Annotated in this window: 11 protein-coding genes; 5 read left to right on the top strand and 6 right to left on the bottom strand. The window is 65.2% G+C overall.

The window, feature by feature from the left end; all coding sequences use genetic code 11:
* Positions 1 to 172 precede the first annotated feature (172 nt).
* Positions 173 to 1048 carry an SMP-30/gluconolactonase/LRE family protein gene (locus F2P46_RS34525; protein ID WP_166898872.1) on the bottom strand — a complete coding sequence of 292 codons (876 nt, stop codon included), beginning with the start codon at positions 1046 to 1048 and terminating at the stop codon, positions 173 to 175.
* Positions 1049 to 1050: 2 nt separating this feature from the next.
* The gene (dgoD, locus tag F2P46_RS34520; RefSeq protein WP_166898870.1) at positions 1051 to 2199 is read right to left on the bottom strand and encodes a galactonate dehydratase; all 1149 of its coding nucleotides are present in this window, start codon (positions 2197 to 2199) and stop codon (positions 1051 to 1053) included.
* A 177-nt stretch (positions 2200 to 2376) separates the two neighbouring features.
* Between dgoD and F2P46_RS34515 the strand changes: the two genes are divergently transcribed.
* Positions 2377 to 3186, top strand: a complete 810-nt coding sequence (locus F2P46_RS34515; RefSeq protein WP_166898868.1) for a PEP-CTERM sorting domain-containing protein — start codon at positions 2377 to 2379, stop codon at positions 3184 to 3186.
* Positions 3183 to 4514: a hypothetical protein gene (locus tag F2P46_RS34510; RefSeq protein WP_166898866.1), complete on the top strand. Its 1332-nt coding sequence runs from the start codon at positions 3183 to 3185 to the stop codon at positions 4512 to 4514. Before F2P46_RS34515 ends, F2P46_RS34510 begins: the two co-directional genes overlap by 4 nt.
* Before the next feature lie 103 nt (positions 4515 to 4617).
* Here F2P46_RS34510 and F2P46_RS34505 read toward each other — a convergent pair whose 3' ends face one another.
* Both F2P46_RS34505 and F2P46_RS34500 read right to left on the bottom strand, forming a co-directional pair.
* Complete coding sequence (locus F2P46_RS34505; protein ID WP_208296899.1) at positions 4618 to 5796, bottom strand: PQQ-dependent sugar dehydrogenase; 1179 nt, start codon at positions 5794 to 5796, stop codon at positions 4618 to 4620.
* Between the two features lie 157 nt (positions 5797 to 5953).
* Complete coding sequence (locus F2P46_RS34500) at positions 5954 to 7444, bottom strand: DUF1565 domain-containing protein (protein ID WP_166898865.1); 1491 nt, start codon at positions 7442 to 7444, stop codon at positions 5954 to 5956.
* A 198-nt stretch (positions 7445 to 7642) separates the two neighbouring features.
* Here F2P46_RS34500 and F2P46_RS34495 point away from each other — a divergent pair, with 198 nt between their 5' ends.
* The 3 genes from F2P46_RS34495 (at position 7643) to F2P46_RS34485 (ending at position 9264) form a co-directional block, all read left to right on the top strand.
* Positions 7643 to 8014 (top strand): DUF1566 domain-containing protein, encoded by a 372-nt coding sequence (locus F2P46_RS34495; RefSeq protein ID WP_166898863.1) that lies wholly within the window; start codon positions 7643 to 7645, stop codon positions 8012 to 8014.
* Between the two features lie 100 nt (positions 8015 to 8114).
* A complete protein-coding gene (locus F2P46_RS34490; RefSeq protein ID WP_126073335.1) occupies positions 8115 to 8306 on the top strand; it encodes a Thivi_2564 family membrane protein in 192 nt (63 codons plus the stop codon).
* Between the two features lie 106 nt (positions 8307 to 8412).
* A complete protein-coding gene (locus tag F2P46_RS34485; protein WP_166898861.1) occupies positions 8413 to 9264 on the top strand; it encodes an MBL fold metallo-hydrolase in 852 nt (283 codons plus the stop codon).
* Positions 9265 to 9285: 21 nt separating this feature from the next.
* Here F2P46_RS34485 and F2P46_RS34480 read toward each other — a convergent pair whose 3' ends face one another.
* On the bottom strand, positions 9286 to 10722 hold the full coding sequence (locus F2P46_RS34480) for a M20/M25/M40 family metallo-hydrolase (RefSeq protein WP_166898859.1): 1437 nt from the start codon (positions 10720 to 10722) through the stop codon (positions 9286 to 9288).
* A 94-nt stretch (positions 10723 to 10816) separates the two neighbouring features.
* Entirely contained in the window at positions 10817 to 11950 is a 1134-nt protein-coding gene (locus F2P46_RS34475) for a metallophosphoesterase (protein WP_166898857.1), read from the bottom strand.
* Positions 11951 to 12461 lie beyond the last annotated feature (511 nt).

Here is a 12461-nt window from a genome sequence, read left to right as displayed (position 1 = left end):
ATCCTTTTCCGTGGCGGAAAGCTTGGAAAGATCTGGAAGGGGGCGCAGTTTTGTCATGATCAGCATCATGGACCGATTTCAAGAAACGAACAACTCTGGCACGTGCTCGCTCAGGCTAAACAGTTACGTTATTGGTTAGTTATTGGTTAGTTATTAGTGGCTATGAACTTACTTATTGCGGTCGATGATCGTCGAATGGACTGTCTGCCTGACCCGCGACGCCGGGAACAGGGACGGTAAACAAGCCGCCCGCGCCAACGGCGGCGAGCTGCGTCAGGCCGGCGCCGCCAAAGGCGACGCTGGTGCAATCGTGCGCAATGCGCTGTACTACCTTGCCATCGGGTGCGTAGCGCAGCAGCTGGCCGGCCTGGGCGCTCCACAGGCAGCCATCAAGGTCGAGCGCCGCGCCGCGCGGGCTGCGTCCGGCCTCGAGCTGCGCGAACACCGATGGCGCGCCCACGCCGCCCGCTTCGGCGTCGTAGTCGCAGGCCATGATCCGGCTGGCGCGGGCGTCGGCGAAGAACATGCGCCTGCCGTCGGCGCTAAAGCAAATGGCGCTCGCCTCGGCCACCACCGGCAAGGCCAGGCGGCGCAAGCCATGCTGGCGCGAATACTGGTAAAAACTGCCGATCGGGCGCCCGTCTTCGGCCACGTTACGGGTGCCGAAGACCAGAAAACCCCGGCGGTCGGTGCAGCCGTCGCTGATCGCGGTGCGCGGTTCGGCCGCGTCCACCGCCACCAGCGGCTGCACGCGTAACTGGCGCGCGCCGGTTTCCGTGTTCGGCTGCGCCAGCCCGAGGCGTTTGCTCAGTCCCAGCAGCACCCGCCCGGACTGGCAGTGCGCCAGCAGGCCGGCCGCATCGGGCAGGCGGCATGCCAGCGGCGCGGCGTCCTCGCCGGCGTACGCGTGCAGTGCGTGGACACTGGCGCCGGCCCACCACCAGCGGCGGCTGTGCGCATCCCAGCGCAGGGCGCGCCCGGGATGGTGCGACAGGCGAGATGGCTGCGCCAACGCTGTCAGCGAGCACCACAACGATGGCGCGAGCACGGCTACCACTCGGCGACGCTGCCGTCCTCGTGGCGCCACAAGGGATTGCGCCAGTCGGGCGCGTTCTTGCTCGCTTCGATCACGCGTTCTTCGTCAACCTCCACGCCCAGGCCCGGCTTTGTCAGGGCAGCGATGTAACCGCCGTCCATGCGGAAGTCTTCCTTGTTGATGACGTAGTCGAGCAGTTCGGCGCCCTGGTTGTAGTGGATGCCCATGCTCTGCTCCTGCAGCACGGCGTTGTGCGATACAAAATCGAGGTGCAGGCAGGCCGCCAGCGCCACCGGGCCGAGCGGGCAATGCGGCGCCACGGCGACGTCGTAGGCTTCGGCCATGGCCGCGATCTTGACGCACTCGGTGATGCCGCCGGCGTGCGACAGGTCGGGTTGCAGGATCGCCAGGCCACCCTGTTCGAGCACGCGCTTGAATTCGAAGCGCGAGTACATGCGCTCGCCGGCCGCCAGCGGGATCGAGGTCGCTTCGGCCAGGCGCGGGTAATACTCGGCCTGCTCGGCCAGCACCGGCTCTTCGACGAACAGGGGGCGGTACGGCTCCAACGCGCGCAGCAGCACCTTGGCCATGGGCGCGGCCACGCGGCCGTGGAAGTCGATCCCGAATTCGATGTCGTTGCCGAACGCTTCGCGGATCTCGGCGATGCGCCCGACCGCCTGGTCGACCGCGCGCGCGCTGTCCAACATGCGCAGTTCTTCGGTGCCGTTCATCTTGAAGGTGTCGATGCCCACTTCGCGCAGCTTGCGGATGCCGGCGATGACATCAAGCGGACGGTCGCCGCCGACCCAGCTGTACATCTTCATCTTGTCGCGCACCCGGCCGCCCAGCAGGTCGTAGACCGGCACGCCGAGCGCCTTGCCCTTGATGTCCCACAGGGCCTGGTCGATGCCGGCGATGGCGCTCATCAAGATCGCGCCGCCGCGGTAAAAGCCGCCGCGGTACATGGCTTGCCACAGGTCGTTGATGCGGCCCGGATCCTGGCCGATCAACAATGGCGTCATCTCGTGAACGGCCGCTTCGACCGTGCGCGCGCGCCCTTCGATCACGGGTTCGCCCCAGCCGACGATGCCTTCGTCTGTCTCGATCTTGAGCAGCATCCAGCGCGGCGGAACCCGGTACGTCGTCAGTTTGATGATTTTCATTGCTTAGCCATTAGTCAAGGATGACAAGGAGTCTAAGCCTGCGAGCCACCCCCGAAATATGAATATTCACGAAAAAGCTATACGCAAATCGCATAGCTGTTCGTCACCCGTCCGCCTGCCTATGATGGGCCATCCGATCGACGGCGTGGACCACCGTTCCAAGAGGAGCTCATGGGCATGAAGTTACGTCATTCATTACTTCGTTCATTGCTTGCCTGCACTGCGGCCATCGCCGGGCTGGCCATGCCCGGCGCGGCGCGCGCCATTCCCATCGCCAGCAGCGGCACCGAAGGCCTGGCCGTGCTGGCGACAGGCCCGGGCGCCGTGGTGGCGACCTACCTGGGCAGCTCGGCCGACTATGCGAACGATTTATACCTGTTCACCGATGACGGGGTCGACAACAACGACGTGTTCATGTTTAACAATCGCAGCACGCCGGTGGGCAAGACGCTCGACCTGGGCCGGTTTGCGACCGGCAGCGAACTGGTGTTTCGGCTGCATGTTAACAATACGGGGCGCGATTTCTTCTCGGGCAAGGCCAGCCGCAATACCGACCGCCGTTCCCATGCGCGCGCCCAGGCGAACTGGATGCCGGATGTCACGCTGGTCAGCTTCGAGGACTTGCGCGGCGGGCCTTACGAATTCAACGACTTGAGTTTTTCCCTGAGCCAGGCGGAGATCACGGTGCCGCCCGCAGGGGCGCCCGAGCCTGCCTCGCTGGCACTGGTCTGCCTTGGCCTGGCCAGCATGCTGGGCCTGCGGCGCCGCGCATTGGCGCCGTGGCATTTTTTGAAAGCAGGCTATCGCAACGGCGGATGGGATTGGTATTTTTATGTCCGTATCCGGATACGGCAGCGCCACCTTTGCATCGCCGTCAAAAGTTCCCAGTGGAAATACCGCGATAATTTTACCAGGCCTGCGCAGGCACGCCGTACCCACGGAGCCGGGCAGGAAGTCGATCAACGAACCGGAAGGAAGACAGCATGAAATCAATGCAATCGGAAAATACGGAAAACATGGACGGCATGAGCAGCGGCGCGATGCATGGCGGCAGCAGCGGCAGCGGCAACGGCGCCGCCCCGCAAGGCGCGCGCGGCATGCCGGGCGCGAACATGATGAGCCAGCCCGCATCTGCGGGCGCGCAGGACGACACCCCCGACGTCCAGGCACTCGCGGCGCAAGCCGGCCCGCGCAAGCCCAGCTCGGGCCCGGTCGTGGCATGGGGTCCGAACCGGCTTGACGTGTTCACGCTCGGCACCAATCGCGGCATGTATCACAAGTGGTGGAACGGCTCGAGCTGGAATCCGTCCGTGACCGGTTACGAATTCATGGGCGGGGTCGGCACCAGCGTGCCGCAGGCCATCTCGACCCAGCCCAACCGCCTCGACCTGTTTGTCACAGGCACCGACAGCGCCCTGTATCACAAGAATTTCAACGGCAGCGCGTGGGTGCCGTCGCTGACCGGCTACACCAACCTGGGCGGCGTGTGCATCGGCGACCCGCGCGCCATCTCGTGGGGCCCCAACCGGCTCGACGTGTTCGTCATCGGCACCGACCGCGCGCTGTATCACAAGTGGCGCAGCGGTTCGACCTGGGGCCCGTCGCTGACCGGCTACGAAAACATGGGCGGCATCATCATGGAGCAGCCCGAAGTCGTCTCCTGGGGACCGAACCGCCTCGACGTGTTCGTCATCGGCACCGACCGCGCGCTATATCATAAATGGTGGAATGGCAGCAGTTGGGGACCGTCGCTGACCGGCTACGAAAAACTGGGCGGCGTGTGCACCTCGGCGCCGCGCGCGGTTGCATGGGGCAACAACCGCCTTGATGTGTTTGTCACCGGCACCGACGGCGCGCTGTATCACAAGTGGTGGAATGGCAACCAGTGGCTGCCCGCCGGGAATAATCTGGAACGCCTCGGCGGCGTGTGCATCGGCAACCCCGAGGCAGTGTCGTGGGGACCGAACCGGATCGACGTATTCGTGGTCGGCACCGACAGCGCGCTGTATCACAAATGGTGGGATGGCAGCAACTGGGGTCCGTCCCTGCTGGGCTTTGAAGGCATGGGCGGGATCCTGTCCTCGCAACCGCGGGTGGTGTCGTGGGCGGCCAATCGTCTCGATGTGTTCGCCACCGGGTCGGACAGCGCGCTGTATCACAAGTGGTGGGACGGCAGCAGCTGGGGGCCGTCGCTGACCGGTTACGAGTTCATGGGCGGCACCATTCAATCCTTCGGCCAGACGCCGGTGGGCGCGTCCGACGCACTCAATTCATCGGGACAGCCGGCGCAGCTGAACGACGATACGGATAGCTGACGCCGCCTGCGGCGGCACCGGCAAATCCGGCTTTGCCAGCACTTCAAGCCCACGCATGCGTGGGCTTGTCATTTCCCGGATGGCGGACCAAGGCGACGCACGCTTATTGCGGCACGATGCGCAGCAACTGGCCGTTGTCTTCGTCGGTGATGACGTACAAATGCCCGTCAGGTCCCTGACGCACATCGCGCACGCGCTTGCCGATCAGCAGGCGTTCCTGCGACACCACATTGGCGTCTTTGTCGAGCACGATGCGGCGCACGTCGGTGGTGGCCAGGCCGCCGCTGAACAGGCTGCCGCGCCATTGCGGGAACTGGCTGCCGCTGTACTGCACCAAGCCGGACGCGCCCGGCGACGGCACCCAGGCAATCCTGGGCTGCGTCATGCCGGGCACGACCGCCTGGCCGACCGGCTCGCCCGTGCGGTAATCGCGCCCGTAGCTTTGCATCGGCCAGCCATAGTTTTGGCCCGCTTCGACCAGGTTGAGTTCATCGCCGCCGCGCGGTCCATGTTCGGTGGCCCACACGCGGCCGTTGGCGTCGAGCGCCATGCCCTGGATGTTGCGGTGGCCGTAGCTCCAGATTTCGGGCAGCGCGCCCGGGCGCGTGGCCAGCGGATTGCCCGGCGCAGCCTTGCCGGCATCGGTCAGGCGCAGGATCGACCCGTTGTGGCTGCCCAGGTTCTGGGCCTGGTCGCGCGCCAGCATGCCGCCCACCTGCTGCGGTGGATTGCCGCCGTCGCCGATACTCATCAACAAGGTGCCATCTTTCTGCCACAGCAGGCGCGAGCCGAAATGCTGGCCGCCGCTCTTGTCGGGCTGGGCGCGGAACAAGGTCTTGATGCCGCTCACGCGCTTGCCGTCGAACACGCCCTGCACCAGGGTGGTCCGGTTGGCTTGGTCGGTGCCGGTGGCCATGGTCATGTAGATGCGCGGATTGGCCTTGTCGCCCGGATGGATGGCGATGTCGAGCAGGCCGCCCTGCCCGTTGCTGAAGACCGGCGGCAAGCCTTCCATCGGCACTTCCTCGAAGCGCTTGCCCTTGAGCATATACAGCTTGCCATTCTTGGTGCTTACCAGCAGTCGCCCGTCCGGCAACCAGCTCATGGCCCAGGGATGGGACAAGCCTTCGCTCACTGTTTCCGCACGCCAGCCTTTGGCGGCCGGCGGCGCATCATTGGTGGGCAACTGCGCCAGTGCGGCTGGCGGCACCAGCGCCGTCAGGGCGGCGATGCAACAGGACAAGGGGGTGCGTAACAGGGTAGGCAACAGCGTGGGCAACATGGGGGATCTCCTTCAACAATACGGGTTTTTCCCTGCATCGTAACGGATCGCTGCCACATGCGCGCGCCCGGTCGTCAAACCAGGCGCGCCGTATTGACGATGCGCCAGCCGTCACCGGCCAGTCGCATCGGGGGAGTTATCGCTGTTTTACAGGCGATCAGTGCTGATAGGCGCCGATGTCGAAGCCGGTCGTCGTATTGCGCGGACGCTCGAGGAAGTCGTAGTCGAGCGCTTCGGTCGGGGTGCCGCGCCCGATCGCAGGCGAACTGCTGGACAGGCGCAGGTCCGGCGTGCCGCTGCGGCTGTAGGCCACGAACAGCGGCTCGGAACTGACGGTGCCGGTGTGGGTTAGGCCGTTTCTGAGCCGCAAGTTGTAGGTCGTGTTCTTGAATACCAGGTTGTTGCGGTAGGTATTGTTTTTGCCCGTCTTGCCCTGCTCCGACACGCCCATCTTATTGTCGTACACGATGTTGCTGTACACGGCGATGTAATCGGCCGGACCCTTGGTGTGATAGAAGTCGCCGCCGCCGACAATGATGCCGGTGTTCGAGGTCGTCACCGTATTGTTGGTGATGATCACGCGGTTGGCGTCGTGCCACAGGTGGATCGCGCCTTCGGCCACGCGGTAGACCACGTTGTTCTTCACGCTGCCCGAGGTACTGACGTAGATGCCCTGCACGAAACGGCAGCCGGCCGGGCCGATATCGTGCACGAGGTTGCCGACGACGTCGGACTTGACGCCCTTGTAGTAGCTGTCCACGCCGATCGCCGAACCGCCGCCGCTGTTGCAGGCGATGCCCTTGGCGATGTCGTGCACATAATTGGCGCGAATCATGTCGTAGGAACCGCCGTTGTAGATGCCGCCGGTCCACTTGCCACCCTTGCCGTTGACTTCGAAGCCGACGATGTCGACGTAGTTGCCCCGGTTATCCCAACCGGTCTTGCCGCTCGAACCGGAAGCGACGATCTTCGCGCCCCATTTGGTGGTCGAGACGAAATAGATGCGCGCCGAAGCGGACCCGCTGACGGTGGTCTTGATGCCGCCGGCGTAGGTGCCGGGCGCCACGAACACGGTGGTGCTGCCCTTGCTTGCGCGCGCGGCACGGGCAATTGTCTTGAACGGCGCGGCGGCGCTGCCGGCGTGGCTGTCATTTCCGTTCGGCGCCACGTAAAAATTGTAGGTCGTCGAGGGAATGACGGGTGCCGCTTGCGCCGATACCGTCACGTCCGAGCCCTGGGGCGCGGTGGCGGCGGCCAGGGCGGCCGCGTCGGTGGCGCCGTAGGCGGTGGCGCTGGCCGTGGCTGGCACGGCGTCGCCGGCGCCGTAACCGATGAGGGCAAAATCTTTCTCGCTGTAATTGGATGGAGCGGCGTTCGCAGCCTCGCCGGCGCCATCCGGGGCTGCAACTGCGGTTGCATCGGCCTGTTCGCCGTCGGCACGGGTGGCCATCAGCGCGTCGACCGGCGCCGCCTCGGCGCTGGCCCCTTCTGCGCTGACCATGTAGCCGGCCGTCTGCGTTTGTTGCTTAGCCTGGGACAAGTCCGGTTCGCCGCTGCCGCCGCCGCAAGCGGCCAGCAAGACCGTCATGCTGCTGCACAGCAACGCGTTAACACGAATTTCCGAAGCAAAAGTGACAAATTTAATCATTACAGGTTCCTTACATTGTGACGTGAATGAACAAGGTTTGAGCGGGATCAAAGATTTAGGTTCAATGATTTGACAAAAAAATTTTTGTCAAATATGAAAACCATATTTTTAGTTCCCCCATAGAAATCAAACACTTAGATGCAACTCACGCGCGCCGGGCCGCTCTAAAGACAGTCAATTCACATCGATGGAGAATCTATGCGCGACTATACGAACGTCAGGCACGCCCTTCCCGCCGGCGAGCACTACGCCGGCCTCATTCTCGGAAAGAACAATTGTTGCGATCACCATCTGGTGCTGTTACCGGATGAAGTGGCGGACGTCCCGTGGGGAATCGCCCGCGACTGGGCGCTGGCATGCGGTGGGGTATTGCCGACGCGGCGAGAGCTGTCAGTGCTCTATGCCAATCTGCATGAGCATTTCCAGCGCATGTGGTACTGGTCGTGCGAAACGCAGGAGCCGCGCGCGCACCTGGTGTGGGGACAAAACTTCACGAGCGGCATCCAGACCATATATGGCAGGCCTTTCCGGGGGCGTGCCCGGGCCGTGCGCCGCGTGCTGGTCGACTGAGGGCTTATGTGCCCTACCGAACGGATCGACCGATGCTTTTCCGATATCGTCCGTTCTGTTGCACTACTTATCAATAACAACAGCCGTATTGGAAAACAAAATGAATATCCTCATCAGCCTCATCATCTACCTGGTCATCTTCGGATTGATCTGGTGGCTCGTCAGCATGCTGCCGCTGCCGGCGCCCGTTGCGCAGATCGTCCGCGTGCTGTTCATCATTCTCCTGATCCTGATCGTCCTGTCGGTCTTCGGAATCATTCCAGGCGGCTACCTGCCACGCCTGAACCTGTAGTACGCCCCGGCGTCGCCCCAAGCTCAACAGGCCCGGCCAGTTCCCAACGGAACAGCCGGGCTTTTTTACGTCCGCTGGAAACGCATGGCCGGCATATAATCTGGCAATGACGCAAGCACAGATCCAGCCCTTCTACGACGACAGCACCGCCACCATCACCTATGTGGTCCACGCGGGGCCGGGCACGCCGTGCGCGATCATCGATCCGGTGCTCGATTTCGATCCCAAGTCGGGACGCACGTCCACCGCGTCGGCCGAGCGGGTCATCGACTTCGTGCGCGCGCAGGCGCTCACGGTGGCGTGGCTGCTCGAAACCCACGCCCACGCCGACCACCTGTCGGCGGCGCCCTTCCTGGCCGCGCAACTGGGCGGGCGCACCGCCATCGGCGCCGGCATCCGCACCGTGCAGCGCGCCTTTGCGGCGCTGTTTGCCGACGCCGGCGAAGCAAGCCGCTTCAACCACCTGTTCGCGCCCGACGAAGATTTCGCCATCGGCGAGCTGCAAGCGCGCGCGCTGCACGTGCCGGGGCACACGCCGGCCGACATGGCGTACCGGATCGGCGACGCCGTGTTTGTCGGCGATACGCTGTTCATGCCGGATGTGGGCACCGCGCGCTGCGACTTCCCGGGCGGCAGCGCGGCCATGCTGTACCGGTCGGTGCGCCGCATCCTGGCGCTGGCCCCGGGCACGCGCCTGTTCATGTGCCACGACTATCCACCCGAAGGGCGCGTGCCGGCCTGGGAAACCACGGTCGCCGCCCAGCGCGCGCGCAACATCCACGTGCACGACGGCGTGAGCGAAGCCGACTTCGTGGCCATGCGTACGCGGCGCGACGCCACCCTGGCCATGCCGACCCTGATCCTGCCGGCGATCCAGGTCAACCTCAACGCCGGCCAACTGCCGGCGCCCGAGGAGAACGGCGTGCGTTACCTGAAGATTCCGCTCGACGCCTTCTGAGGCGCTCCCAGTGCTTGCCGCTTACTCCTTTGCGGCGTCCACCCAGCGCGCCACCGGCTTGTCGGTATTGGCCAGGAACCAGGTGGTGGCGGCCATCACCGCCACATGGCGGCGCAGGTTTTCCGGATCGACCTTGTCGAGCGTGTCGGCCGCCGAATGGTGGTAGTGGAAGTAGTTGGCGGTGTCGATCAGCGGCGCAAAACTCGGCACGCCGGCCTGTTCGAGTTCGTGCAGGTCGCTGCTGCCGAGAGCATCGCTGCGCTGGAAGGCGCCGGCGCCCATCGGCTCGAGTGCGGCCTGCAGCGGCGCGAACTGCGCCACGTCGCGCGCGAGCACGCTGGCGCGCAGTCCGAACGGGCGCCCCGCACCGCTGTCGCTCTCGATCGCGGCAATCTGCTTGCCCAGCGCCGCCTTGTTCGCTTCAAAGTAAGCTTGCGCACCGCGCCCGCCGTTTTCTTCGTTGGCCCAGGCGATCACGCGGATCGTGCGGCGCGGCCGGTAGTCGAGTTTTTTCAGCGTCTCGATCACCGCCATCGCGCTGGCCACGCCGGCGCCATCGTCGTTGGCGCCGGTGGCCAGGTCCCACGAATCGAGGTGGCCCGAGACGATCACGATTTCGTCGGCCTTGTCGGTACCGGGCAAGTCGGCGATCACATTGAAACTGTCGGCGTCGGGCAGCGTTTGCGGGGTGAGCGTCAAGCGCATCGACAAGGGACCGCGCGCGGCCAGGCGCACCATCAGCATCGCGTCTTCGGCGCTGACGGCGGCGGCCGGAATGCGCGCGCCGTCGCGCATGCCGCTGGTGCCGGTGTGCGGCAGGCGGAAGTCGGCCCCGCCGACCGAGCGCACCAGCGCCGCTGCGGCGCCCATCTCGGCCGCCATGCGCGGCCCGCCCACGCGGTATTTCACGCCCTGGCGGTAGGCTTGCGACGCCTGGCCGCGCTCGGCCATGCCCTGGTCGAAGGCGACGTCGAACAGTACGATGCGCCCCTTCACCCCGGCGCCGCGCGCCTTGAGTTCATCGAAACTGCGCACCACGATCACCGGCGCCACCAGGCCCGCCGCCGGGGTGGCCGAGGAGCCGCCCAGGGCGGTGAGCACCACGCGCTGGGTCACGCCGGCCGGACGCCCGCGATAGTCCACCAGTTCGCCCTTTTCTTCGCCGCGCACCCAGTGCGGCACCTTGACCGGTTGCAGCGTGACGGTGGCGCCCAGCTTGCGCATGGCGTCCGCCACCTGGGTCACGGCGGCGGCGGCGCCGGCCGATCCGGACAGGCGCGGGCCGATCAGGTCCGTCATGTCGGCCAGGCGCTCGTAGGCCCAGTCGCTTTTGAGCGCGCTGTCGCGGATGGCCGCCAGCGCGGCGGGGTCGTTACCGGGAGCGGCGGCCAGCGCGCCGCCACTGATCATGCTGGCGGCGAGAAGGGACAACACAGGCTGATGGTACGTGCGTGACATGCGTTCAATCCTTGAAGAGGGCGGAGGGGTTCCAACGATAGCGCATTTGCGCCATCCGTGCCGGAGGACGTCACGCTCAAGGTTCGACGGGCGATCAAGCGGCCACCAGGCGCACCCGCGTGATTTCGGAAGGAGCCCCGAAGCGCTTGGGCGGCCCCCAGTAGCCGGTGCCGCGACTGGTGTACACCCACAGATCGCGCATGCGGTTCAGGCCTGCGGTAAACGGCTGCTGCAAGGGCACGAACAGGTTCCACGGGAAGAACTGGCCGCCGTGCGTGTGGCCCGACAGTTGCAGGTGAAAGCCGGCGTCGGCCGCCGCCGGGGCGCTGCGCGGCTGGTGCGCGAGCAGGATGCGCACGGTCACGTGATCGGGCGCGCCGGCCGCCGCCGCGCGCGGATTGCTGCGATGCGATTCGTTGAAGTGGTGCGCGGTGAAATCGGTCACGCCGGCGATCATCAGGGCCGCGTCGCCGCGCTCGCACACCACGTGCTGGTTCATCAGCACCGTCAGGCCGAGGCGGCGCATCTCGGCGATCCATTCATCGGCGCCGGAATAGTATTCGTGGTTGCCGGTGACGAAAAACGCGCCGTCGCGGGCCGCCAGGCGCCCCAGCGGCTCGGTATGCGCGCGCAGGCGCCGCACGCTGCCGTCGACCGTGTCGCCGGTAATAGCAATGGCGTCGGGCTTGAGCGCATTGACCCTGGTGACGATGGCGTTCAGGTAGCCGCGCTTGATGGTCGGCCCCACGTGCAGGTCGGAGATCTGGACGATCGAATAGCCGTGCAGCGCGGCCGGCAGGCCGGCGATCGGCACCTCCACCTCGACTACCCGCGCCACCCGGCGGGCGTTGACCAGGCCGACCAGGGTGACGGCCAGCGCCACCAGCGGCACCGCAATGGCCGTGCCGCGCACCACCGCCGGACTGGCGGCGCCAAACACGGTGAGCGCCAGCAGCGCCACGTCGCGCAGCACTGTCAGTACCAGCAGGGAGGAGAAAAAACCCATGGTCAGCATGCCGGCCCACGCCAGCTGGTCGGACCAGCGCCAGCGCTTGAAGCGCACCGACAGCAACCCGGCCGGCATCAGCAAGGTCGATGCGGCCAGCAGCGCGACGGCCATGGCCACGCCCAGCGGGCCGGGATCGATGGCCGGCACCAAGCGCATGCCTATATAGAGATGCAACATTGACAGAAGTGCCAGGACGATGAAGACGGCGCGCGCAGGCATGGCAGGTCCGGAAAAGAGGGTAACCGATCCCAGATGGGGCAGCGCCGGCCTTACGCAAGGGGAAAGATGGCACCGCCACAAGAGCACTACTATGAATGTGCTTGATTGGATGCCTTGTAGACGGTTGGAAATCGAGTTCCTTCTGCGCCATTGATGCAATGCAACCGGAGCAGATCTGCGGGAGAGGAGGAAGCACACCCCCGCCAGTTGCCGCTCCTCGAACGCTCCTCCGATGTTCGCTGGTCAAACACGGGGTACAGAGGTGGTTTTTTGCGCTTGGCCCCGGAAAAGCACATAATTGGGCAAGCTACAGGAGCCCAGCATCAAACCGAAACGCCTCACCGAACTGGAATCTGTCCTTACCTCACCACCTGGGAAGGACGACCCCCCTGTGTCAAACTGTTGTGAGACAACTTCATCAGTCTAATTAAGGAAGTTGGCACACATATGGAATTGAACATGACAGCAGCATCACATCCGTCCGACGTTTCGGAAGCGGCAGCAAGTACTG

Origin of the sequence: Massilia sp. CCM 8734 (genome assembly GCF_011682155.1) — a bacterium.
Lineage (GTDB): Bacteria > Pseudomonadota > Gammaproteobacteria > Burkholderiales > Burkholderiaceae_D > Telluria_A > Telluria_A rubra.
This window is presented reverse-complemented; position numbering and strand designations above follow the sequence as displayed.